Source organism: Gilvimarinus japonicus (assembly GCF_042847215.1).
GTDB classification, from domain to species: Bacteria; Pseudomonadota; Gammaproteobacteria; order Pseudomonadales; family Cellvibrionaceae; genus Gilvimarinus; species Gilvimarinus japonicus.
This window is the reverse complement of record NZ_AP031500.1, coordinates 3,085,539-3,109,687: the sequence shown is the minus strand read 5'-3', so window position 1 is coordinate 3,109,687 and position 24,149 is coordinate 3,085,539. Positions and strand designations below refer to the sequence as shown.

Sequence of the window (24,149 nt, the reverse complement as noted above, 5' to 3'; positions counted from 1 at the left end):
TTTTGGGTCAATCTTTTGCGGCGCAGTGGCGCGCGATAAACTCGGCGTGAGACATGGGCTGGCTTGCGGCATTGCGGATTGTGTCACGGATTTTCGCAAGTTGCTGTTTTAGCGCCCCCAGCTCAATGGCGTCGGCGCGGCGGTCGTAGTCGCCAGCGTGGTAATGAAACCCCATGTACATTGTCACCCAGCTGTCCGGCTCAAAAGCTTCTGGCTCGTGGCTGACTAATACGCCCCGGCTTTTGTAGAGTGCCATTTTGTGTTGCAGGGTATCGGGCACGGCCATGGTTTGGCAGTGTCGCCAAAACTCGGTGTCTGCGCGGCCCGTGGCTTTGTAGTGCAAGATTAAAAAGTCGCGAATGCGTTCAAACTCGTGATGGTGCTGGCGGTTTACTTCATCTTGGTCGCACTGCCGGTAACCCTTGTGCGGATAAAACGCCAGTAAACGACTGATGCCGGTTTGGATCAAGCTTATGCTGGTAGATTCCAGTGGCTCTAAAAAGCCTGAGGCAAGGCCCAGTGCGTAACAGTTTTTGTGCCAGATTTTTTTGCGCTTGCCGGTCACAAACTCAAAGCTCCGCGGCGCTTTAATCGGTGCGCCATCCAGGCCACTTAGCAGCGTTGCCTGGGCGGTGGTGTCATCACAGAACGCGCTTGAGTAGACATAACCGTTACCGGTGCGCTGTTGCAGTGGAATACGCCATTGCCAGCCAGCCTCGCGTGCGGTGGTTCGGGTGTAGGGGAGCGGCTCCGTGGTTTTCTCGCTTTGTACCGCAATCGCCCGATCACAGGGTAGCCACTGGCGCCAATCATCGTAACCGGTGTTGAGCGCTTGCTCAATCAGTAAGCCACGAAAGCCCGAGCAATCGATAAACAAATCACCTGAAATGCACTCGCCATTATCGAGCTGTAGTGATTGGATAAACCCGCTGCTGTGGTCCTGCTTGATCTGTTCGATTTTTCCCTCGCGCCGGATAACACCGCGCTGTTCGGCGTAGTCCCGCAAAAACAATGCGTAGCGCCCGGCATCAAAATGATACGCGTAACCGTAATCGGCCAGTGGCGTGGGTGGGTTGGGGTGCGGCTGGGCAAAGCGCCCCTGTTTGGCCAGCTGCGCGGGAAAGGAATAATCGGCGGGGTTAATAGGCTCGCCGGCCAGTTGTAAACGAATCAAATAGTGATGAAAGTCGATGCCTTTTAGGGGCATACCGTAATCGGCAAAAGGATGAAAAAATGTGGCGCCGGGTTGATACCAATCTTTAAACTCAATGCCAAGCTTAAAGGTGGCGTGGGTTTTTTTTAGAAACTCCAGCTCGTCGATGCCAAGCGAATCGTTAAAGGCGCGAATGCTGGGAATGGTCGCCTCGCCGACGCCGACGGTGCCAATGGCTTCAGATTCTACCAAAGTAATGGCGGGCGACTGCGCAATGCTGCCCTGTTTGTGCAGCATTGCAAAGTGATGCGCCAGTGCGGCGGCGGCCATCCAGCCGGCGGTGCCACCACCGGCGATCACAATGTGATTAATCGAGCTTGTGTTGTGCGCGGAATCCGTGACCACAGTGTTACCTTTTGCGTTATTTGGGGCAGGATACCCGCTGGCTCAATACGCGTCTAGCCGCCCCGTTAAAGCGGCGGTGGTGCCGTAGCGGCAAAAGGTTGGTAGTCGTTTATCTGTTGTAAAAAATTCTCGAGGTTAGGGTAGGCCTCTAGCGATAGTCGCTGCCGATACAGCCCCCACGCTAAATAACACGCTAAGCGTATCGCCATATCACCGTAGGGCGCGCCCATGGGGAGCGGCATTTGGTTGAGCTCGGATAATGTGGAGTCTACTCGGGCTTGTTGGCGTTGTAGATAGCTGCTTTGTTCGGTGCTTATGCCGTCGCGCTCTAAAAAGAACAAATTGACGCAGGCGTCTAACGAGGTGTTGACCAAGCAAAAGCCATCGTACTCGGAGATATCGGCAAAGTAAGTGTGGCCGGATTTTTCTCGGGTGTATTTTACAATCGCGGTGGAGTCGGTCAGGGCGATATCGCCATCTTGCAAAAATGGCACCTTTTGCGTCGGTGATTGCTGCGCACTGGCTTTGTTGTCGGTTTCAATCAGTTCGAACTCGAGTCCTGACTCTAATAGCGCAATGCGGCAGTGGCGAACAAAAGGCGAGGTGTAGCTACCGTAAAGTTTCAAGGTGCCTCCTAACAATACACAGTGGTGTTGTAAGTGTGGGTGGCCGAGCGTGGTGGGCCACCCGGGTAATATTAGAGGTCAGTTGCCTCGCTTACCAGTGTGTCGGTGCTTTCACCGCCAAAGGCGTCGATGGCGGCGCGTATAAAAGCGGACAACTCCAACGTCATAATGGCAAATTCGGCATCAAACTGCTCGGCGAGAGTCTCTGGCGCTCGGTCGCCAGCGCGCTCCAGTAGCTCATCGGCAAACTTAACCCGCTTAAAGGTAAATTGATCGTCAATGATGCAGCTAATGGCTTCTTTCCACTGAATGGCCAGCTTGTTGACGTACATACCGGTTTCGATGTGCTGACGCACTTGGTCGTCGTGTAGGTCGAGCTTTTTACAGCGAATAACCCGCTCGTCACTGCTGGCATTTAGCTCGCATTCGTCACCTAGTTCAAAGTCTGTGGCCAACTCGTGTTCGCGCACCCAGTGGGTCATCACCTGAATGGCCGGGTCTTTCGGTGTCAGTGGCACAACTCGCAAGCTGCCCAGGGCCTCGCGCAATGCGCTGAGCATATCCTCGGCGCGGGTGGCACTGGATGCATTGACCACAATTTGATCGTTACGGGTGTCGATATAGGCGAAGTCGATGCTCGACTTAGTAAAAGCTTGAGGCAGCAGGGTGAAAATGATTTCATCCTTCATGCCGTCGCGCTCTTTGCGCCCTACGGGGCGGCCCTCTTCGGCGCGAATGGCGCGGACCTTCTCATCGAGTTGCTCTTTAATGACACCCGCCGGTAGGATTTTTTCCTGCTTTTTGGCGGCGATGGCGATATAGCCATTGGCGCTGTGGGTCAAGGTTTGACCGTCTGGCCCCAGTGGCGATACCCAGCCATAGCGAGACATATCCATTTTGCCACAGGGGTTGAAGCTATTGCTCTCAAGTGCTTCGTCCAGGGCCTCGGCGGTCATGGTGAAGGGCTCGGCCAGACGGAAGACGCGTAAATTTTTAAACCACATAATCAGCTCTTTGTTCGCTATTTTGTCGGTGCGCGAGTGTAGCAGAACTCGGCGCGGTTGAACGACACAGATTAATTGCCACAACCCCGAAAACCCCGTGGCGAGGTACGTTGCGGCGGGTTGCTTGAGTTTAGCGCTTTTCATTGTGCGGCAACTCTGGAACACTTAGGGCTTGTAGTCTGAGTGGACATAAGTCCGAAGGAGAAGGATGATGAAACAATGGGTCGGGTTGTGTGTGTTGGCCTGTGTGTCGAATGCGTTTGCGCGTGATGCACTGAAAGAGCCCAGCTGGGAAACGCTGGCGCTGCGGACCCCAGAGTCGGTGTTGGTGCATCAGATAGATGGCCGTAAGGTGTTGCTGGTTTCCGAGATAGAAGGTGGGCACAGCGACGCAGATGCCAAAGGGGGTGTTGCGCTATTGGCTGCGGACGGCAAAATCATTAATCAGGATTTTGTCAGGGGGTTGAATGCGCCCAAGGGCATGGCGGTGTTCGCGGGGACACTGTACGTTGCTGATATGACAGAGTTGGTGGCGATTGATTTGGCCGATCGCTCTGTGGTTCAGCGCTACCCGGTCGAGGGGGCATCGTTTCTCAATGATGTTGCTGTCGATGGCGATGGGGTGGTGTATGTATCGGATACTCATACGGGTAAGGTGCACCGGTTAATAAACGGGAAACTTGATACCTACCGTGAAGGCTTGGCCGGCGCCAATGGACTGTATACCCTCGCCGATGCCTTATATATTGGTGCGGGTAAGCGGTTGTATCGCACGACATCGGCCGGCGATATGACGCTCGTAGCAGAAGGGTTTGCGGAAGATGTCGACGGCGTTGAGGCGCTTAATGATGGTGGGTTTATTGTGTCCTGCTGGGCCGGATTGATTTACCATCTTCAGGAAGACGGCACTTTGCAGTTATTGCTCGATAGCCGCAAAGAGCAAATAAATACCGCTGATATTGGTTATGACCCTGCTACAGATACGCTGTTTGTGCCCACCTTTCTTAAGCATAGTGTGCGGGCATACTCGTTGTAACCGGAAGCCCTCGCGCCGAACGAGCCCGCGCGCGAGGGCTGACAACTCTGTTGCCCAGCGCCGTATTAACCGCTTGTTCGCTTCTGGCTTCGGTTTAGTAACTCGCTGAAAATTGGCGCTTTTTTCCCTTTGTGTATCCTTTCGAGCTTTTTGTTGCAAAGTGCTTGACAACGTTGTCTGGCGCGAATAAGGTATGAGTTATTGACAACGTTGTCCTTCGGCTTTTTGTGAGGATAGTGGTAGGCACTTAAAGGCACTTCTTAGCTGGGATGCTGCAGGTGCCAAAGGTAGGCAAAAAAGAATTTGGTTGGGTTTGGTCATTATGGGCATTTTGGCTAGATCCGCTAAATCATGGTGCGACGGAGTGCATCATGCGATACGCAAGGACTGTAAGTATCATCTATCATGGCTCTCCTTGTGATTGATGGCCTGTAGGCCATCAATCACCTTTTTAAGCGATCATACGTTTTAGTGCGCCGAGAGCCCAGCGAATAATTCGAATTTATCAGTCAGGTGGCGTTATCATTGGTTACCTGTAAGCCGGGCGAGACCGGTATAGTGAAAATAACGAGGTATCACATGGGGCAGCTGCCTGTTGATGGCGACACTCTGTATTTAGGAATCGATGGCGGTGGCACTAAATGCCGCGCGGTGATTGTCGATGAATCAGGGCAAACGTTAGGCGTGGGCAACGGCGGTCCGGCTAACCCGTATCATGGGGTTGCACGGGCGCTGGAGTCTATTGATAACGCTGCCGACAGTGCATTGCGCGCTGCCGGTTTACCTCGCGAGGCAAAAGCTCAGCTGGTTGCCGGTTTGGGCTTGGCCGGTGTTAATGTTCCAAGCCTGTTTCAAGTTGTTCAGCAGTGGGATCATCCTTTTAAAGCGCAGTTTTTAACGACTGATTTGCATATTGCCTGTATTGCGGCGCACGAGCAGGATAATGGTGCCGTTATTGTCTCTGGCACCGGTTCATGTGGTTTTGCCCATGTGGATGGTAAAACACTCACATTGGGTGCTCACGGCTTCCCCTGTGGCGATGGCGGTAGTGGCGCATGGATCGGCTTAGAATGTGTTAAAGCCGTGTTGCTCGATTCTGACGAGTTAGGCCCCAAAACGGCATTAACCGATCTAGTCGCCGAGCAGCTGCAGGCGCGCGGCATTATGATCGTCGAGCGTTTAAATGGCGCCAAGTCGAGTGATTACGCCAAGCTGGCCCCTTTGGTTTTTAATGCGGCCGAGCAAGGCGATGAGATTGCTTTGCGCATTATTCACGAGGGTGCTGATTATTTAACCGCGATTGCGCGTCGCTTGTGGTCGATTAATCCGCCGCGGATGTCGATGCTTGGCGGCGTTTCGCAGCGAATCGTCGATTGGATGGATAAAGATATTGCCGAGCGCATGTCGGCCCCTTTACGTCAGCCAGAATTTGGCGCTGTGCATTATGCGCGCACTCAGTTTGCAGCGTTGGCAGAGCCGGTGGCATAGCGGCAGCGTTTACTGCCGACGTGAGACTCGATAATAAGATTTTTTGAGGGCATTATGGCCAAGCAACGATTTATCTCTCTGGATGTCATGCGAGGCCTAACCTTGGCCTTGATGATTTTAGTGAATACTCCGGGTTCTTGGTCTTATGTGTATGCGCCTTTTTTGCATGCTGATTGGCACGGCGCGACACCCACGGATTTTATCTTTCCCTTCTTTTTGTTTATCGTCGGCTCGGCGATGTACTTTTCTAATCGTGCTAGCCAAACCGTGGCATACAGTGCGCGCACCATAAAAATCCTACGCCGCACCGCCTTGTTGTTTGGGATTGGCTTATTGCTTAACGCTTACCCTTTTACCGGTGATCTAGATCACTTAAGAATTTTAGGTGTGTTGCAGCGTATTGCGCTGGCTTATGGTTTGGCTGCCTTTATTATTTGGCTGCCTGGGTTATACCGTGTGCTCGTTTCTGCCGTGCTGTTGCTGGGTTATTGGGGTTTACTCAACCTGGTGCCAGAGCCTTATACGGTAGCGGGTAACTTAGTCCGGCAAATTGACTTGGCCGTATTGGGTGCCGATCACTTATGGCAAGGCAAAGGCATAGCGTTTGATCCCGAAGGTTTGTTGAGCACTTTACCGGCGGTAGTGAATGTTATTTTTGGCTTTGAGGCCGCGCGTATTTTGGTCGGTAGCGATGACAAGCGCCGTGCGCAAATAGTGTTGGCAGTGACTGCGGTGCTGGCTATTGTCGCTGGGCTGCTGTGGCATCAAGTGTTTCCTGTCAATAAGTCCCTGTGGACTAGCCCGTTTGTGTTGCTGACCTCTGGCGCAGGTATCGCGGTGCTACTGATGTTGGTGCAACTAGAAAAGCTAACCATCGTTAAACCTGTGTTTAATGGTTTTACGATGCTGGGTAAGAATCCGCTGTTTATTTATATTTTGAGTATTGTGTGGGTTAAGAGTTACGCTCTGTTTACGATTGCCGGTATGTCTTCGTATCAGTATTTCTTTGAGTCTTTGGCGCAAGTTATGTCTAACTATAATGCGTCCTTGGTGTTTGCGCTTATTCATGTGGCGGTGTTGTGGTGTGTTGCCTGGTGGCTTGATCGAAAAAATATTGTTATCGCGCTGTAGATCGAGCTTGATAATGACCCATAAAAAAACCGGCTTTTGCCGGTTTTTTTATGGGTTGGTATTAAACCGCTTACTTGCCGGGCGCAGGGCAGGTTGAATCCCGGACGATCAACTTGGGGTAGTAGCCTTCACTGGCGATTGATTTGCCTGCGCTGGCTTGTTGTTTTATCGATTTTATCAGCAGTGACGCCGCTTTTTGTGCGATGGTGCTCGTGGGCTGTGCGGCCGTGGTCAGGTTGGGCCAAGCTTGCCGAGAGAAAGGGCTATCCTCGAAGCCGGCAATAGATAGTTCGCCGGGTACATCGACCCCTGCGATTCGCGCGGCAAATAATGTGCCTGAGGCGATTTCATCATTACAGGCAAAGATGGCGGTTGGCTTGCCGCGGCCGTTGGCGAGCAGCTTGCGGGTGCGCTCGACGCCCGACTCAAACGAGTAACTGCCGGGAACGATAAACTTATCTTTTGGTTTGATCTTGTGATCTTGCATGGCCGCTTTAAAGCCGGCCAGCCGCTGGCCACTGGATTGGTGCTCTTCGTCCCCGCCGAGAAAGGCAATGTCTTTATGGCCTAAATTAATTAAATGTTCGGTAATGGCGTAGGCAGCGTTGTGATCGTCAATAAAGACGCAAGGTGAAATATTATCGGGCGCTTCTGAGCCGGATAGGATTCGTACGAACTTGACTTTGCGCTCGGTGATGGCGTCGAGAATCTCGGCGTTTTCGGATATAGGCGGTGTCAGCACCAGGCCACCCACTCGGCTGCGGTCGATCATTTCTAAAATTTCTTGAATAATCGTGCGGCTGGAGGCATCGCAGGGGTGAATCACAAGCTCGTAACCCTGTTTGCCGCATTCGTCGAGAATGCCGCGTTGCATATCGATAACGTAGTTACTGTTGGGGTTGTCGTAGATAAAACCGATGGAAGACGCCGCCCCTCGCAAGCCGCGGGCCGATAAGTTAGGACGATAATTAAGCTGTTTAACCGCTTTCCAGACTTTCTCCTGAAGCTCTTTGCCCACGGTTCCTTCGTTATTAATAACTCTGGATACGGTTTTAAACGAGACTCCAGCCAATTTTGCGACATCTTTAATGGTGGGTTTCATGTCGTGATCTATGCGCCGTTTGCGATGACTGTTACCGGCACGACACCGATAACGCGATGAACGTTGGATGCAAAAGCCGGTGTTATTGTTTCTCTAAATATAAGCCCAAATTGTACCTAAATTACGGGCTAGACGCGACTAATTTGCGCGATGCGCGTGTTAGGCGCCTAAGTCGCAGAGCCTCAGCTGGCGGCCAAAAAGGCATCGGTATGGACATCGCGTGGCTTAACACCCGCAAAGAAGCACTGTTTGCGTAACTTGCGCACAAATGAGTCCGCACCACACAAGTAAACCTGGTAGCCGTTAAGGCTCGCAAAGCGCGCTTTTATAACGTTATAGATATCGCCTTGCTGGCAGTGTTTGGTGTATTTCTCGCCCAGAGTTTGCACCAGCTCGGTAAGTTGAAAGTTTGAGTGTTGTTGCGCGAGGCGCATTAGTGGTTGGCTAAAGTACAAGTCATCGCTGTGTCGGGCTCCGACGAAAAGGTCGATGGGGCCCTTGTGTCCCGCCTCTAGCGCAGCTCTGGCAATGGCCTGCAGTGGCGCAATACCTGTGCCCGTACCTGCCAGCAAGATTGGCTGGGTGTTTTGCTCGGCCTGGTAGTAACAGTTTCCGGTGGGCGCTTGGAGGGTGACGGTATCGCCCGGTTGTAATGTTTGGGCGGCCCATTGACTAAACTGGCCATTGGGTTGCAGCGCAATATGAAAGCTAAGGTGGGGGTCACTCGGTATGCTGGCAATGGAGTAGCAGCGAGCAATCGCGTCCGAGCGCCACAGGTTGGTGTGTTGGCCAGCTTGATAGCGTAGCGAGGCGGCAAGCGTTAGCTCTAACACACTATCGTTTAGTTGTCGTTTCGCGATTACCGGCGCTTTAATGCCGTCAGCGGCGGGGTCATAGTGATCGACGTTAAGCGTTTCGGCGGGATAGCAGCTACAGCTTAAAAAGAGTCCGCGAGATTTTTGTGCATCGCTGAGTCCCTCTTGCGACTCGCTGGGCACTGCACCGTCTTTGGCAACCATAAGGCAGGAGTGACACACGCCCGCGCGACAACTGTAGGGCACCCGTACCCCGGCTTTTAATAAGGTGTCTAGTACACTCTCTGGAGCGGTAACATCGAAGCTCTGATTGTTGTATATAATAATTGACATAGCGTGCAGGCCGGCCTGGTGAATCATAGGCTCTAGCCTAACGTAGGCGTTAAGCTGGCGCTAGGGGCGGCTTGGTTGCGCTATATCTTTTAATGTCGCCAATGGGTTTACTTAGGAGAGTTACCATGAAAGCACTGATGCGTTTTGCCTTTATAGGCTTTGTTATGGTGTGTTCGTTTGCGCAGGCTGAAGATGAAGATCCCTATCAAAAAACAATCGATACCTTTAAATCGTCGCCTCAGGTCGCTGAGTTTTTTAATGCCGCCTATGGTTATGCGTTGTTTCCGACGATCGGTAAAGCTGGTGTCGGCGTCGGTGGCGCCCACGGCAAGGGCCGGGTGTATCGCAACGGTCAGGCGGTTGGTGAAACCAAAATGACTCAGCTTACCATTGGTTTTCAGCTCGGGGGCCAAGCCTTTAGTGAGGTTATTTTCTTTGAGAATAAAACGAGCTTTGATAACTTTACCGCCGGCAATTTTGAGTTTGGTGCTCAGGCTAGTGCCGTTGCTATTACCGCCAGCGCTAATGCCAAAGCCGGTACCACAGGCACCGGAGTAGGCGCCTCGGCGACCACGGATAACGCCGGCAAGCAAAAGGCTATCTACAATCAGGGGATGGCCGTGTTTACGCACGCCAAAGGCGGGCTGATGTACGAAGCTGCGCTAGGTGGCCAGAAGTTTAGCTACAAACCGTTATAACCGCTTGTCAAAGCCGCTCCATCCATCGGGGCGGCACTCTGCATACCGCTATTATTGTGCTTCCGGCCCAATGACTTGAGTGTTACCTTAACGCTACCCGCCCAATAACCTTATCGTTGTTTTGTGTCGTAAGTGTAAGATGCCCGATCGTTCACTGTTAAAGGTGCTGCGCGCGCGTGCTGTGACGTTAGGCACGGCGCTGTTCGACTTTGTTGTTTATTGTGCTTGTCTACTCATCTGGAGATCCGCTATGAAATTACTGATGCGCCTTGCGCTGTTAGGCTTTGCGATGACCTGTTTAACGGCTCAGGCCGATCCGTACCAAGATACCGTCGATACTTTTAAGTCCTCACCGCAAGTGGTGCATTTTTTTCAGTCGGCGTACGGTTACGCGATTTTCCCTACAATCGGTAAGGGTGGTATTGGTATCGGCGGCGCCCACGGTAAAGGGCGTGTATTCCGCAACGGCCAAATGACTGGCGATACCACCATGACCCAGCTGACCATAGGGTTTCAGCTAGGTGGCCAAGCGTTTAGTGAGATTATTTTCTTTGAAAATAAGCGCAGCTTTGACGACTTTACCCAAGGCAATTTTGAATTTAGTGCGCAGGCCAGTGCCGTGGCAATCACCGCTAGTGCGAACGCCAAAATGGGCACTACTGGGATGGCCGCCGGCGCGTCGGGTGTCTCGGATAAGGCCGGTAGCCAAACGGCCGTTTATAACGCCGGTATGGCGGTTTTTACTCACGCTAAAGGCGGGCTGATGTACGAGGCAGCTTTGGGCGGGCAAAAGTTTACCTACAAGCCTGTGCAATAGACGGTCGACTATAGCGCCACTTGCCCTCAATGCTGCTCTAGGGGGCAAGTGCCTCGCGCTGTTTTCTTGTTTTCCTGCCTCCAAAGCCTGATTCTTAGGCTGGATCGGCTTTACCTACTGCATCTATGGGTATAAAATGAACAACTGTTCATTGGTGTAAGTGTGGTTTATGTCTCAGTGTGATTTAACCGGTAAAGCGGCCGACAAGCGTCGGGCAATTCTCGATGCGACCTTAAGTTTGTTGTCGGAGCGCGGATTTCATGGGTTCTCGATGAAGCAGCTGGCCGAGCGCGCCGGTGTGGCCGCCGGGACTATCTACCTCTACTTTGAAGATCGCGATGACTTAATTGGCAAACTACATGACGACGTAGTGCGGGAGATTGCGGACAACGCTTTTGCCGGTCACGACCCCGCTGCGCCTTTGGCCGAACAGCACCGGTTAATTCTGCGCAATGTCTGGCGTTTTGGGATGACACGCCCCAATGCCATGTTAACAAAAGGTCAGTTTGATCACTTGCCACCAGATATATTACGCGGTCGCCGAGATGCCGCCCATGAAGTGTTTTTACCCTTTTTAGAGTTACTCAGTGCCGGGCGTAAAACCGGCGAGATTAAAGACTTGCCCGATGAAATCTTGGTGGCACTGTGCTTTGACCCGCTGTGTTCTATGATTAGCCAGCACCATCTTGATCTGATCCGTATCAGCGATGCCGAGTTTGAGCGAATTCTCGATGCGACGTGGGATGCCATTTCCAGCTAAGCCGGGCTGCTGAGTCTAGCGCTTGCAAAGAAACGTCAAGGTGGGCCTCTGAAGAGGCATTCCTCTTGTAAATGAACGTTTATTCATATTTAATTGTTGCCATGTTAACTGCGTGGTACTTGGGCCATATTATCCCGCGTCACGCCATTCAAGGAGTTGTACATGTCGTCCTCATTGCCTAAATTTTTCCCGCTGTGGATAACCTTACTAGCGGTGGTTAGCTTGGCTGCCTGTGAGTCTAAGGAGCCAAAAGGTGCAGCTGGTGCTGGTGCACCGCCGCCAACCGAGGTGACCGTCGTTACGCTTAAGGAGCAAACGGTCGAGCTAAGCAACACATTGCCTGGTCGCGCTGTTGCGTTTCGCAAGGCCGAGGTACGGCCACAGGTGACGGGCATTTTGCAAAAACGGTTGTTTACCGAAGGGGCTATTGTTGAAGAAGGGCAGCAACTGTATCAAATTGATGCGGCACGCTATGAGGCGGCTTTAGCGAATGCCAAAGCAGGCTTGGCGCGCGCAAAAGCCAACCTGACAACCACCCAGGCCCGTGAAAAGCGCTACAAGGATTTGCTCGGCGAAAAGGCCGTCAGTCAGCAAGAATATGACGATGCGTTGTCGCAATTTGAGCAGGCTAAGGCAGATGTTGCTGTGAGTGAGGCGGCAGTGCAGACGGCGGATATCGATTTGCGTTACACCAAAGTAATGGCGCCTATTAGTGGACGGATCGGTAAGTCGGCGATTACCGAGGGTGCGCTGGTATCGGCCGGACAAAGTGCCGTGCTGACGACTATTCACCAATTGGATCCGATTTATGTCGATGTCTCGGAGTCGGCGGCTCGGGTACTGGCCATGCGCCGGCAGTTGATGAGTGGTCGGGTATCGCAGGCGCAACAACCTAAAGTGACCTTGAACCTTGAAGATGGCAGCCAGTATGGCCACGAGGGTGAGTTGCGCTTTTCGGATATGAGCGTTAACGAAACTACCGGTACCGTGGTGTTACGCGCCTTGTTTGACAACCCCGACTCGCTGATTTTGCCCGGTATGTTTGTGCGCGCCACCGTTGATGAAGGTAAACGCGACAACACAGTGCTGGTGCCCCAGCGCGGCGTTACACGTGATCGCGAAGGCAATGCTACCGCTTTGGTCGTCGATGCTGAGAACAAAGTCGAGATGCGTCAAATTCAGGCGAGCCGCGCGGTAGGCAGTGACTGGCTGGTGGAGGAAGGTCTTGCTGCAGGCGATCGTGTGATTGTTACCGGTCTGCAAAAAGTTCGCCCCGGTGCGCCGGTTAAAGCCGTTGAAGCGGGAAGCGCTGAGGGAGAGTAAACACCATGGCAAGATTCTTTATTGATCGTCCCGTTTTTGCGTGGGTGATCTCGATTATTATTATGTTGGCCGGTGTGTTGGCCATCGAGACACTGCCTATATCGCAGTACCCCGAAGTTGCACCGCCATCGGTAGAGATTCGCACCTCTTACCCTGGTGCATCGGCCAAGGTGGTCGAGGACTCGGTGGTGCAAATCATCGAGCAAAACCTTACCGGTATCGACAATGTGCAGTACTTGGCCTCAACCAGTGATTCATCGGGTACTGGTCAGGTAACCGTTACGTTTGATGCCGGTACTGACCCCGATATTGCTCAGGTACAGGTACAGAACAAGCTCCAGGGTGCAATGCCGCTGTTGCCGCAAGAGGTACAACAACAAGGGATTCGGGTGACAAAATCCTCGGCCGGCTTCCTTATGGTTCTGGGTTTTGTGTCGACCGATAACAGCTTGGATAAATATGACCTGGCCGACTTTGTCGCCGCTAATGTGAGTGAGCCCCTAAGCCGGGTCAACGGCGTGGGCAGTATTCAGATTTTTGGCTCGCAGTACGCTATGCGTATCTGGCTTAACGCCGACAAACTGGCCAATTATAAAATGACCACCGGTGACGTGGTGTCGGCTATTCGTGCACAGAACGTGCAAATTGCCGCCGGTGAGTTGGGCGGTGCGCCCGCCGTGCCGGGGCAGGATGTCAACGCCAGCATAGTGGTACAAACTCGCTTAGAAACACCGGAAGAGTTTCGCCGTATTTTACTGCGCGTTAATGAAGATGGCTCGCAGGTACGGCTGGCTGATGTCGCCCGCGTTGAGCTAGGCGGTGAAAACTACCAGTTTGAAACGGAATACAACGGTCAGTCGGCTACCGGTTTGGCGATTACTCTCGCCTCGGGTGCCAATGCGCTAGACACTGCCGCCAACGTGCGTGAGCGTATTGCCGAGTTAAAACCTTATTTCCCGGCCAACACTGAAGTGGTTTACCCCTACGATACAACGCCGTTTGTTAAGCTCTCCATTGAAGGGGTGGTACATACGCTGATTGAGGCGATCGTACTGGTATTCTTGGTGATGTATCTGTTCCTACAGAATTTCCGCGCCACCTTGATTCCTACCATTGCGGTGCCGGTGGTGTTGCTGGGCACCTTTGCCATCTTAGAGGCGTTTGGTTTTAGCATTAACACGCTCACCATGTTTGGCATGGTACTGGCCATCGGCTTGTTGGTGGACGATGCCATTGTGGTGGTCGAGAACGTCGAGCGGGTGATGCACGAAGATAAGCTCCCGCCACGCGAGGCGACGCGAAAATCCATGGGTCAAATTACCGGCGCCTTGGTGGGTATCGCCTTGGTGCTGTCAGCGGTGTTTGTGCCAATGGCGTTTTTTGGTGGCTCCACCGGTGTTATTTATCGCCAGTTCTCTATTACCGTAGTATCGGCCATGACGCTGTCGGTGATCGTTGCCTTGACGCTGACACCGGCGCTGTGTGCCACCTTGTTAAAACCAGTCGATCCAGATCATCACCAAAAACGCGGTTTTTTTGGTTGGTTTAACCGTACCTTTGACCGCTCGGCCAATCGCTACCAGAGTAGCGTCGGTTATATTTTGGCGCGTACCGGTCGCTTTATGGCCATCTATATTGCGATCGCCTTAGTGTTGGTACTGTTGTTTGGCCGTTTACCTGGTTCGTTCTTGCCCGATGAAGACCAAGGCTTGATGTTTACCCAGATGACGTTGCCGGTGGGCTCGACCAAAGAGCGCTCAATAGCCGTTATGAACGATGTCGAGAATTACTACCTCAGTCAAGATGACACGGTTGAGTCCGTTTTCTCGGTGATTGGCTTTAGCTTTAGCGGTCGTGGTCAAAACAACGGTATTGCTTTTGTCAGAATGAAAGATTGGTCTGAGCGCACCGGAGATGGTCAGGATGTCCATTCGGTTGCCGGTGCTGCTATGGGGTATTTCTCGACCATTAAAGAGGCCATGGTGTTTGCTTTTGTCCCTCCAGCCATTACTCAGCTGGGCACCTCAACCGGCTTTAACTTACAGCTAAAAGATTTGGGTGGCGTGGGTCACGAGGCGTTGATGGAGGCTCGCAACCAGTTGTTGGGCATGGCCTCACAAGAGAGCACCTTGGTGGGTGTGCGCCCCAATGGTCAAAACGACACGCCGCAGTTTAAACTCGATATTGATATGGAAAAAGCCTCGGCACTCGGGGTATCGATCGACGAAATCAACAGCGTGTTTTCGACCGCGTGGGCGGCGTCTTACGTCAATGACTTTATTGATCAAAGCCGTATCAAGCGAGTCTATGTCCAGGGTGATGCCGAGTTTCGGATGATGCCGGACGACGTTGGCAACTGGTATGTGCGCAATGCCAATGGTGAAATGGTGCCTTTCTCGGCCTTCTCGACCGGCCGCTGGGTGTATGGCTCCCCTAGGCTTGAGCGCTATAACGGCGTTTCGGCGGTGAACATTCAAGGCCAGGGCGCGCCGGGCGTTAGCTCGGGTGATGCCATGAACTTGATGGAATCGCTCGTGGCAAAGCTGCCGCCGGGTATTGGTTTTGAGTGGACCGGTATGTCGCTGCAAGAACGTGAATCCGGGGATCAGGCGCCGATGTTGTACGCGCTGTCGATTCTGGTGGTGTTCTTGTGTCTTGCCGCCTTGTACGAAAGCTGGTCGGTACCTATCTCGGTGCTTATGGTGATTCCTCTGGGCGTTCTCGGCGCTGTGTTGTTTGCTATGGGCCGCGGCTTGTCTAACGACGTTTACTTTCAGGTGGGGCTGTTAACGACCGTAGGTTTGTCGGCCAAAAACGCGATCTTGATTGTGGAATTTGCCAAATCACTGTACGAAGATGGTATGGATTTAGTGGCAGCCACGGTTGAGGCGGTGCGTATGCGTTTGCGCCCCATCATTATGACGTCTCTGGCCTTCGGCCTTGGGGTTACGCCGTTGTTTATCGCCTCGGGGGCGGGCTCAGGCGCGCAAAATGCTATTGGTACCGCGGTACTCGGTGGTATTGTATTCGCCACCTTCCTGGCGATCTTCTTTGTGCCTCTGTTTTTTGTTGTGGTGTTTAAATTGGCCCACCGTATCACCGGCAAAAAATCTAAGGTGATCGCCGAGTCGTAAGATGCGATAACCGGTAGTAAAAAAAACGGCGACCTTCGGGTCGCCGTTTTTGTTTGCTCTGTTAGTTTTGCTTTAGGTATCGTTGAAACGTAGCGGCTAACTCTTGGTAGGCATCGGTAAACGCTCGTATTTGCTCGGCTATGTCCTGCCAATTATTTTCTTTTGCGCTTTGCTCCAAATCACTGGCGCAGGCTTGCAAGCGTTTACCCTGTAACTGGCCAGCACTGCCTTTAATGCTGTGCGCTAAAAAGGTTATTTGATCGGCGTTTTTTTGTTGGTATGCTTGCGTTAATGCAGCGAGTCGCTCGGGCACTTGCTGAGAAAAATTCGCTAGCAGTTTTCGCAATACATCGTCTCGGTTAAACAAGCTGGTTAATGCATGGGGCTGATCCCACACTAATAATGTCGATGCTGAGGAATACGCTTTGGTGGGTGGATTAATAGTGGTTCGCTCCGGCGTAATCCAATGTTCTAAAGCGATAACCAGCGCTTGAGTTTCAATGGGTTTACTCAGATAGTCGTTCATTCCTTCGCTTAGACAGCGCTCTCTGTCGCCTTTTATGGCGTTTGCCGTAAGCGCAATGATGGCAATCGCTCGGTATTTCTCTCCCGCTTCGCCCGCACGGATACGGCGGGTTGCTTCAAAGCCGTCCATTTCCGGCATTTGGCAGTCCATTAAAATGAGTGAGTAGTGCTCGCTATTGTCGCTGTCGCGTAGCCTCTCAATCGCTTCGCGCCCGTTGCTGACACAGTCTGCCGTAAGCTTTAGTTCTTGCAGCATTAACAGCGCTACTTCTTGGTTGATGGCGTTATCTTCTACCACGAGTATTCGGGTGTGCTCTGGCCAGTGGTGCTGATCAATAGCTTGGCTGTTCGAGATGGCGGGATGGCTTGTGCGAAGCTCACTGTGGCGCCCTCCGTGATCGGTAAGAGTTTGCAATAATTGAAACAACTCAGCCGTGGTGGTGGGTTTGTGTAGCACGTGATAGTCGCAGCTGACAGGCTGATTGACGCCAATCATAACGGCGGTTTGGCGACACACTTTATGCAGCGTGTGCTCAGGGGGTAGCGTCAACGTATTGTCCGTGTTCAGAGGCTGATCAATAATCAGTAAGTCGACAGGGCGGCCCTTGTTAGCGTATTGCTCACGACACCAGTGCAGAGCCTCATTCTGAGTTTGCGTGACCTTAACCTTAGCGCCCCAGGCCTGTAGTTGTCGGGTTAATGCGTTGGCAATATGGCGGTTGCTACTTGCCAGAACAACTTCAGTGTCTTTCGCCGTTAGAGATGGGGGGCGGTATTCAGCAACAGAGCTGCTCTCTAGTGTGACCGAGAAGCTAAAACAGCTGCCGGTATTGGGGGTGCTAGTTGCGTGAATGTCGCCATTCATTAGTTGGCAAAGCTTTTTGCAAATAGCGAGCCCTAAACCGGTGCCGCCGTACTGGCGTGTGGTGGACGCATCCGCCTGCACAAAGGGCTCGAACAGCTTGTTGATTTTATCGTTGGCGATGCCAATCCCGCTATCTTCAATACTTGCGCTAAAAACAACCCCGTCCTTTGTGTGCGTCGACGCGCAGCGAAGCACGATATCGCCATGCTGAGTAAACTTAATCGCATTGCCCACTAAATTGGTTAATATTTGCTGCAGGCGGTTAGAGTCGCCTTTTACTTCGACTACTTGTACATCGGTTAAATCAATGGTTAGTTCGAGTCCTTTGTCTTGGGCGCGCATAGCGAAGACATGACCAAAATTGTCGATAAGACTGCGCACGTTAAAGTCTTTTGACTCTAATAAAAACTTACCCGCCTCGACTTTAGAAAAGTCCAGAATATCGTTAATAAGGCTTAAGAGCGAATCAGCACTGGCTTTGGCAACATGAACCTTATGGTGATCTTCTGCCGTGAGAGGCGAGCGTTGCAGCATACTGAGCATGCCCAGTACACCGTTCATCGGGGTGCGAATCTCGTGGCTCATCATCGCCAGAAACTCGCTTTTTGCCGCTGCCGCTGCCTCGGCATTATTTTTCGCATCAAGAAGTGCTTGTTCGCTGAGTTTACGCTCATGAATATCCTGAAATGAGCCATACAAACGAATGCATTCACCGTCAACGATTTCTGCTTTTCCCGTGGCGCATACCCAGCGCTCATTACCTTTAGCGGTAACAATTTGCAGCTCTTCTCGCCAAGGGATGGCGGCTGCAATGGCTGTTGCAATGCTTTTTTCTATGGTGTCGCGGCTGACGCCCTCTTTATAAAAATAAATACCTTGGGTCATGGATGGGCGGTAGTTGAGGGGTACCTCATGAATTTCTTTTGTCAGCCTTGACCAGTAGGTGGTTTGCGAGAGGATATCAACCTCCCATGCGCCGATGCGAGCTTGCTCGCTCATGGCTTCTAGCATCTGTTGTTGGCGTAATAACTTTTCATCGTACGCTTGTTGTGCAGCGATATTTTCAGCAATTGACCATATATAGCGCCGGCCTTGCGAGTCGTGTATGAGCATGCCATTGAATCTAACGGGAAGCCGGCTGCCGTCTTTGCGAATTAACTCTTTACTGTAAGGACCGTACCGGCCCGTTTGCAATAGCAGCTCTTTTTGTTGCTGGTCGCTCTGATGATATTTTTCGGGGCTCAGTTGTGGGGTGTCAACGGTTGTAAGCTCATCTAAATCGTAACCGGTAAACGTGAGCATAGCCTGATTGGCTTGTAGACATTCGTCCGTATAAAAATCGGTTAGTGAAATACCCAAGGGCGATAAATCAAACAGCGCCTGCAGCTGACTTTGTTGCTCTTGCCGCGTTTGCAGTAAGTAAATAATCCATAGTGCGGGAAATAAGATGATAATGCCTAGTAATGCTATGGCACTGCGTACCAATAAGGCATTGTCGGCCGTGTGAGGCCAGCCATTTTTAGGCACTGCACCCAGCTGCCAGTAGCCCCCAGGTAAATCAACATTGGCAATAACCGGGTTGCGCTGGAAGAGTGCGCCGTCGCCGTAAAAAACTTCGCCCTCTGCGCCTAGGCTATCTTTACCGCGAATAACAATATCTAAGGTTTCGCTGGCTTGTGGCAAGCCGCTGACACGGTAGTAAGCGTCTAGATCAATAACGGCCGAAATTAAGCCCCAAAATTTTTTTTCACCTTCAGAGGTTTCCGTAAACACCGGGATTCTGCCAATTAATCCGTGCCCACCCTGTACCAAATCGACCGGCCCTGCGACATTCATGGCGCCTGACTCAATGACCTTTAATGCCGCGGCAGTTTGCCCTTGCCGGCTGCGGTAATCGAGGCCGATGGCAGCACGGTTACCTTCTAAAGGGTACATCAGTTTGATAACAAGATCTGGGGCCGCGCCTATGTTGCGTAGAAGCGTTTGCCCAGAAAATAAGTGCTGGGCATAGAGCGCATAGGTTTCTTGGTCCATCGTTGGATGAACTTGCAGTGCCGCGGCTAAGCCTTGAGCGGCAAGTAGGTTGCCGGTTAAATGCCCCTCTAAATTGGCTCTGACTAAGCTCAGTGTGTCCTGTACTTCGCTGCGTTGTTGGTGCAAGTAATTTTGAGTATTCAGGTAATCAATGTAATAACCGCCAGTGGAAACCGAGATTATAATCACTAGGGCGGTTAACAAATAGGGTAGGCGCGAGCGAAAAAGTGCCCAACGTAGGCTCAGTGGGGGGGCAGTCGTTGTGTTATTTGCCTGGTGCATGGAGTCTCCGTCGCTCGGGTACCTCCTAAGCTTACCGCAACTATAGCGAAAATTCCTGCCTGCGCCAGTGGCGAGGCCTGCTTGCTGGTAGGCCGTGCTGCGGGGGCGTTACTTTGTGGAACCGACCTATTTTAGAGCCATAGCTATGGAGGCGTCGCTATAAAAATGACAGATATCGCGCGTGAATTGGTCGGGGATAGTGGCTCGCGTACTTCTTGTATTTGAAAGTTATAGCGGCGCAACAGCGCGAGCCAGCTAGATAGGGTACGAAAATACCAAGGCGCGGGGTTGCTAAACGTGTTGTCAAAACCGTCCCAGGTGCTTTGCTGCCAACCATCTTGGTAGGGGTGCGCGCGATTGCATTCACTTGGGTGTAGCGTTTGGATGAGCAGGTATCCCCCGTGGTTAATGAGTGCTGGTAGTTGCGCGAGTACCGCCTCGGTAGAGGACTCTCCCAGCAGCGAAAAGTTACACACCGCCATATCATATTTCGGTGGTGTTCCTCCCAGAGTTAAGCGTTTGAGTTGGGCGTACTCTAACGTTATAAAATGTCCGCCACCGCTTTTTTGGGCGGCGTCTATAAGCGCTTGGGTGGCGTCTATCCCGGTTACCTCCATACCTTTGCGGCTCAGTTGTCGCGCTAGCCAGCCTTCGCCACAGCCAATGTCGATCACAGAGCTTGGCTGATAGTGTTGTATTGCGTCGATAATGGCTTGGTTCGTTACTTGCTGTCGGCTGGCAATGGCGCCCTCGCGCACGGCGCGGCGCGGGTCCAACTGACGGCATTGTGTTGCCAAGTGGTTAAAATACGTTGTTCATTTTCTTGCATAGTGTCTACAATTTTTTGTGGCTGACGTGATGATTGTAGCAAGGCAATATCGACGGTGTATAAAAACGCGAAAAAAAGGCCGGTCGTAAAACGACCGGCCTTAAGGCTTGCAGTTTTATTGCTAACCGCTGGTTAATCCATTTGTACAAACACAGCGGTGGTTAACGCCGGAACTTTCAGCTGATTACCGCTAACACTGGCACTGGCAGTAATGGCGTCGGCCGAGCTTTGCTGTACCGGGTGCAACTGTAACGTGCCGTTGACGGGGTTGTTGATGGTTTGCTCAGTATTGCTGGGGTTAAACACCACCACCATGGCCGCGTATTGACTGTCTAGCCCTTGGTTGTCGGTCAGACTCATAACCATTAACCCAGGCACTTGATCGGGGCCGGTGTTGTGAAACGTCAAGTTTGATTCTACTTGCGCGGCGGTAGTCAAGCGAAGCAGCGGTGAGCTACTGCGAATGGCCAACCATTCTTTAAATACGGCGTTGGCCAGGGCAATATCGGCGGCGTCTGGATTGGCGTTAGCATCGCTAATGATTTGTGCGATAACGTCGTAGTTGCCGCTGTCTTTGTCTTCACGGGGTAGGCCGATATTCCAGTTATTGCTTTGTCCGGTAAAGTCGACGCGGTTAAACCAGTCGCCCGAGTCGTAGCTGTCGCGTTCCATGGATTTAGAGCGCAGTAAGTCGACGCCCATATGGATAAACGGAATACCTTGAGCAAGCATTGGCACGCTGAGCGAGAAATTGTGCATCCGCACACGCTCGGTGGTGCTCATACCGCTGGCCGCTTTGTACATTAAGTTATCCCACAGGGTTTGGTTGTCGTGCTTGGATATGTAGTTAATGCTTTCTTGCGGGTCGGCGGTGTAACCGGCGTTTAAATCAAAGTAGGGGACTTCGCCACCGGTGACTGTGTTGCCGTTGCGATCGGTCAGCGGGTAGCTGGTAAGGCTGCCGGCTAAGTTAACGCGCAGGCGATCAGTCAGGCCGATTAAGTTATCCGCTTCTGCTTCGGCACCCGAGTTCATGTTGTTGGGATAGTAGTATAAGCCCGAGCCGTAGCCTTGGTTGGCGCGCAAGCTGTCGCCACCATCAAAAGGGGCGCCGCCGCGCACGGCGTCGCGAATCCGGTCGTTGAAGGTGCCTACGCCGGTGCCGGCCATATTCACTTGAATGGCGTTAACACCGCGGCGATTGCTCATTACCTCGCCAAAGTTCCAGCCCTCACCGTAAAAGTACGTATCTGGGTCAACGGCTTCTACGGCATCGCGCGCGGCGATAATATTGCGGCGCATATGGTGGCCCATTAAATCAAAGCGGAAACCATCGATTTTGTAATCGCGCGCCCATACCACCAGTGAGTCGATCATGAGTTTTTCCATCATGTCGTGTTCGCTGGCGGTGTTGTCGCAACAGCTCGAGGTTTCGATCGCACCGGATAACTCGTTGCGACGGTGGTAGTAACCGGGCACCAGTTTATCCAGTACCGATTTATCCCACAGGCCCGATGAGTTGGTGTGGTTGTAGACCACGTCCATGACCACCCGTAAGTTCATCTCGTGCAGTGCTTGTACCATCGCGCGGAATTCACGGATGTGAGCAAAACCTGCATTACTGGTGGCGTAGCTGCCCTCGGGGGCGGTGTAATGGAACGGATCGTACCCCCAGTTGAATGAATCGATGCCGCGCAGCTCACCCACTAAGGCTTGGGCGTCTGTCGTGGTTGGATCAAACTCGGCCAAGACGGTCTCTAAAGTCTTACTGTTATCCGCTACGCCGCAAACACTGGCATCGGCTTTTATTGCGCACAAATCGGCTACGGTGTCGGTAATATCGACGCGCGCGGCTGGATCTTCATTAACCGTCGCAATATCGAAGGTCGGCAGCAAGTGGATGGTGTTAAGACCCGCCTGTTGCAGTTCGGCTAAGTGTTTAACCGGCGTGCTGTTGGTGTCGGTAAAGGCTAAATATTTACCGCGATGATCGGCAGGGGTGCTGGCATCAAGCGCCGAGAAATCGCGAATGTGCACTTCATAAATAATGCTGTCTTCCGGCGCTGCCAGCGCAGGCACGCTATGACCGCTCCAGTTATTGCTATAGGTGTCGGCGCGATCTAAGTCGACTACTTGCGTTAGTTCGCCGTTTTGCGACAAGTTTAACGAGTACGGGTCGGTGGTCGTGATGCTTTCAATCTGATCGGTTAAATAGTGATACACGCTTGCTTTATAGCGATAGTACTCGCCGTGCATATCGCGGTTGATTTCACCGCGCCATACACCTTTGTCGTTGCGGGTTAAGCTGAGCTCGGTGGCCGGGGTGTCATCGCTGTCGCTGGCAAAGGTTTGCAGCGTAACGGTTTGTGCGGTAGGCGCCCAAACAGAAAATTGTGTTTTGCCGTTGACAATGTGCGCCCCCAGTGTGGCGTCGGTGGCGTAGTAAGCATCGAGAGCGCCTTGGGTTTGTACGCTGGTGGCCTTTATTAATTGACCATCGGCATCAAAGGCGGCGGCCACTAGCTCACCCGAAAGTGCTGTGTCTATGTTGAGCTCGTTGGTGGGGATTTGCCACGCGGCCCAATCGGCTAGGTGCGGAAACTTTGTGGCGCTCGCGCTGCTGATGCTGGCGTTGGTTAGCGTTACGGCGTCTCCTCCGGTGAGCGAGCCGTTTGTTAGGCTGATAGCACCGTTAGGGTCGCTAAGCAGTTGTACCTGTGCGGTGCCGTTTGGGGCGTCCCAGACCAAGGTGTTGCTATCGATCCAATGCGCGGCGTAGCCACTGAGTGTGGCTTGCGCAGGGCCGGTATCGCCACTGTAGGTGATGGCGCTGGAGCCGTGCTGCGTAAAGGCGACATTGCCTTGGGTTAAATCCATGACGCTGTCGGCATCGCCGAGGGCTTTGTCATCGCCGCTGTGAACAATAAAATTAAAACAGCCGCCGGGTTGATTTAGATCGAGAACAAAAAACGCACCGCGCTCGGTGTCGATACCATCCGGTTGCTTGGGGGCATCCCAAGTGACGCCGTTAATGCTGTTGTCCGCCAGTGCGGTGCAGTCGCCACCGTTCCATAGGTGTAAACCCCAGCCGTCGTATTCGGTATCGCTACGCTTATAAAAAATAGCGGCTTGGGTGTCGGTTAAGGTAAACGGTAGCGGGTTTTCATTGCTGGGGTCGAGTGGGTACTCAATATTCGCTGCACCATGTTGAGTTAGGGCAATGGCCCCACGGCTTAAATCAAACTTAGCATCGGCATCGCCCAATGCTTTGTCGTCGCCTTTATGCACAATAAAGTTAACGCAGCCGCCATCAGAGACCGGGGCGTTTAAATCTAATAGGTAGTAAGCACCGTAGGTGTCATCGATACCTGTGGCGGGAAAAGGCGCATCCCAGGTGATGGCGCCAGTGGCGGCGTCATCTAGTGCGCCGCAAGTTTCGTTATTCCATAGGTGTAAACCCCAGCCGTCGTATTCGGCGTCATTGCGCTCGTAAAAAACGATAGCTTGATCGTCTTTTAGAGCGACTGGCAAAGCAAAACTTGGCGCGCTACTGCTGGAGCTGGATTCGCTGCTGCTGGACGCGACGGATGAACTTGACGATGAGCTAGACGCTATAGGTGGAGTGTCTGAATCACCGCCGCCACAGGCGACGAGTGCGGCAGAACTTAACAAACACGATAGGGTTAGACGGCGCATGGTTAACCTCTTGCTGATTTTATGATTATTGGTAGTTGGCGCTGTTACAGGACGAATAAATAAAGACAGGCCAAACGTTTGTTATCAGCGTGA

Annotated in this window: 16 protein-coding genes; 8 read left to right on the top strand and 8 right to left on the bottom strand. The window is 52.4% G+C overall.

The window, feature by feature from the left end; translation table 11 throughout:
* Positions 1-7: 7 nt before the first annotated feature.
* The 3 genes from ACGHAD_RS13185 to rdgC form a co-directional block, all read right to left on the bottom strand.
* Positions 8-1,558, bottom strand: a complete 1,551-nt coding sequence (locus ACGHAD_RS13185; protein WP_382418262.1) for a tryptophan halogenase family protein — start codon at positions 1,556-1,558, stop codon at positions 8-10.
* Between the two features lie 65 nt (positions 1,559-1,623).
* Positions 1,624-2,184, bottom strand: coding sequence for a glutathione S-transferase family protein (locus ACGHAD_RS13180; RefSeq protein WP_382418264.1), 561 nt, complete (start codon positions 2,182-2,184; stop codon positions 1,624-1,626).
* Between the two features lie 71 nt (positions 2,185-2,255).
* Complete coding sequence (gene rdgC / locus ACGHAD_RS13175; protein ID WP_382418266.1) at positions 2,256-3,188, bottom strand: recombination-associated protein RdgC; 933 nt, start codon at positions 3,186-3,188, stop codon at positions 2,256-2,258.
* 208 nt (positions 3,189-3,396) lie between these two features.
* On the opposite strand from rdgC, the gene ACGHAD_RS13170 reads away from it, so the two are divergent.
* The 3 genes from ACGHAD_RS13170 (at position 3,397) to ACGHAD_RS13160 (ending at position 6,843) form a co-directional block, all read left to right on the top strand.
* Positions 3,397-4,224 carry a GTP-binding protein gene (locus ACGHAD_RS13170; RefSeq protein ID WP_390402794.1) on the top strand — a complete coding sequence of 276 codons (828 nt, stop codon included), beginning with the start codon at positions 3,397-3,399 and terminating at the stop codon, positions 4,222-4,224.
* A gap of 579 nt (positions 4,225-4,803) precedes the next feature.
* The gene (gene nagK, locus ACGHAD_RS13165; RefSeq protein ID WP_382418270.1) at positions 4,804-5,712 is read left to right on the top strand and encodes an N-acetylglucosamine kinase; all 909 of its coding nucleotides are present in this window, start codon (positions 4,804-4,806) and stop codon (positions 5,710-5,712) included.
* 54 nt (positions 5,713-5,766) lie between these two features.
* Positions 5,767-6,843 (top strand): heparan-alpha-glucosaminide N-acetyltransferase domain-containing protein, encoded by a 1,077-nt coding sequence (locus tag ACGHAD_RS13160; RefSeq protein ID WP_339615983.1) that lies wholly within the window; start codon positions 5,767-5,769, stop codon positions 6,841-6,843.
* 70 nt (positions 6,844-6,913) lie between these two features.
* On the opposite strand, the gene ACGHAD_RS13155 is transcribed toward ACGHAD_RS13160, so the two are convergent.
* On the bottom strand, positions 6,914-7,945 hold the full coding sequence (locus tag ACGHAD_RS13155) for a LacI family DNA-binding transcriptional regulator (protein WP_339615984.1): 1,032 nt from the start codon (positions 7,943-7,945) through the stop codon (positions 6,914-6,916).
* A 182-nt stretch (positions 7,946-8,127) separates the two neighbouring features.
* Complete coding sequence (locus ACGHAD_RS13150) at positions 8,128-9,093, bottom strand: 2Fe-2S iron-sulfur cluster-binding protein (protein WP_382418273.1); 966 nt, start codon at positions 9,091-9,093, stop codon at positions 8,128-8,130.
* 125 nt (positions 9,094-9,218) lie between these two features.
* Here ACGHAD_RS13150 and ACGHAD_RS13145 point away from each other — a divergent pair, with 125 nt between their 5' ends.
* The 5 genes from ACGHAD_RS13145 (at position 9,219) to ACGHAD_RS13125 (ending at position 15,825) form a co-directional block, all read left to right on the top strand.
* Entirely contained in the window at positions 9,219-9,791 is a 573-nt protein-coding gene (locus tag ACGHAD_RS13145) for a YSC84-related protein (RefSeq protein WP_382418275.1), read from the top strand.
* 250 nt (positions 9,792-10,041) lie between these two features.
* Positions 10,042-10,608, top strand: coding sequence for a hypothetical protein (locus ACGHAD_RS13140; RefSeq protein WP_382418277.1), 567 nt, complete (start codon positions 10,042-10,044; stop codon positions 10,606-10,608).
* Positions 10,609-10,777: 169 nt separating this feature from the next.
* Positions 10,778-11,368 carry a TetR/AcrR family transcriptional regulator gene (locus ACGHAD_RS13135; RefSeq protein WP_339615988.1) on the top strand — a complete coding sequence of 197 codons (591 nt, stop codon included), beginning with the start codon at positions 10,778-10,780 and terminating at the stop codon, positions 11,366-11,368.
* Between the two features lie 162 nt (positions 11,369-11,530).
* The gene (locus ACGHAD_RS13130) at positions 11,531-12,691 is read left to right on the top strand and encodes an efflux RND transporter periplasmic adaptor subunit (RefSeq protein WP_382418279.1); all 1,161 of its coding nucleotides are present in this window, start codon (positions 11,531-11,533) and stop codon (positions 12,689-12,691) included.
* 5 nt (positions 12,692-12,696) lie between these two features.
* The gene (locus tag ACGHAD_RS13125; RefSeq protein ID WP_339615990.1) at positions 12,697-15,825 is read left to right on the top strand and encodes an efflux RND transporter permease subunit; all 3,129 of its coding nucleotides are present in this window, start codon (positions 12,697-12,699) and stop codon (positions 15,823-15,825) included.
* 61 nt (positions 15,826-15,886) lie between these two features.
* Here ACGHAD_RS13125 and ACGHAD_RS13120 read toward each other — a convergent pair whose 3' ends face one another.
* From ACGHAD_RS13120 to pulA, 3 genes are all read right to left on the bottom strand, one after another.
* On the bottom strand, positions 15,887-19,531 hold the full coding sequence (locus ACGHAD_RS13120; protein WP_382418281.1) for an ATP-binding protein: 3,645 nt from the start codon (positions 19,529-19,531) through the stop codon (positions 15,887-15,889).
* A gap of 143 nt (positions 19,532-19,674) precedes the next feature.
* On the bottom strand, positions 19,675-20,328 hold the full coding sequence (locus ACGHAD_RS13115; RefSeq protein WP_382418283.1) for a class I SAM-dependent methyltransferase: 654 nt from the start codon (positions 20,326-20,328) through the stop codon (positions 19,675-19,677).
* A 164-nt stretch (positions 20,329-20,492) separates the two neighbouring features.
* Positions 20,493-24,056: a pullulanase-type alpha-1,6-glucosidase gene (gene pulA, locus ACGHAD_RS13110; protein ID WP_382418285.1), complete on the bottom strand. Its 3,564-nt coding sequence runs from the start codon at positions 24,054-24,056 to the stop codon at positions 20,493-20,495.
* Positions 24,057-24,149: the final 93 nt, after the last annotated feature.

Coding starts and splice junctions, on each gene's coding strand:
- ACGHAD_RS13150 (WP_382418273.1), bottom strand. CDS start 9,093: ATGTCAATTATTATATACAACAATCAGAGCTTCGATGTTACCGCTCCA.
- ACGHAD_RS13155 (WP_339615984.1), bottom strand. CDS start 7,945: ATGAAACCCACCATTAAAGATGTCGCAAAATTGGCTGGAGTCTCGTTT.
- rdgC (WP_382418266.1), bottom strand. CDS start 3,188: ATGTGGTTTAAAAATTTACGCGTCTTCCGTCTGGCCGAGCCCTTCACC.
- ACGHAD_RS13170 (WP_390402794.1), top strand. CDS start 3,397: ATGATGAAACAATGGGTCGGGTTGTGTGTGTTGGCCTGTGTGTCGAAT.
- ACGHAD_RS13160 (WP_339615983.1), top strand. CDS start 5,767: ATGGCCAAGCAACGATTTATCTCTCTGGATGTCATGCGAGGCCTAACC.
- ACGHAD_RS13145 (WP_382418275.1), top strand. CDS start 9,219: ATGAAAGCACTGATGCGTTTTGCCTTTATAGGCTTTGTTATGGTGTGT.
- ACGHAD_RS13130 (WP_382418279.1), top strand. CDS start 11,531: ATGTCGTCCTCATTGCCTAAATTTTTCCCGCTGTGGATAACCTTACTA.
- pulA (WP_382418285.1), bottom strand. CDS start 24,056: ATGCGCCGTCTAACCCTATCGTGTTTGTTAAGTTCTGCCGCACTCGTC.
- ACGHAD_RS13125 (WP_339615990.1), top strand. CDS start 12,697: ATGGCAAGATTCTTTATTGATCGTCCCGTTTTTGCGTGGGTGATCTCG.
- nagK (WP_382418270.1), top strand. CDS start 4,804: ATGGGGCAGCTGCCTGTTGATGGCGACACTCTGTATTTAGGAATCGAT.
- ACGHAD_RS13135 (WP_339615988.1), top strand. CDS start 10,778: ATGTCTCAGTGTGATTTAACCGGTAAAGCGGCCGACAAGCGTCGGGCA.
- ACGHAD_RS13120 (WP_382418281.1), bottom strand. CDS start 19,531: ATGCACCAGGCAAATAACACAACGACTGCCCCCCCACTGAGCCTACGT.
- ACGHAD_RS13140 (WP_382418277.1), top strand. CDS start 10,042: ATGAAATTACTGATGCGCCTTGCGCTGTTAGGCTTTGCGATGACCTGT.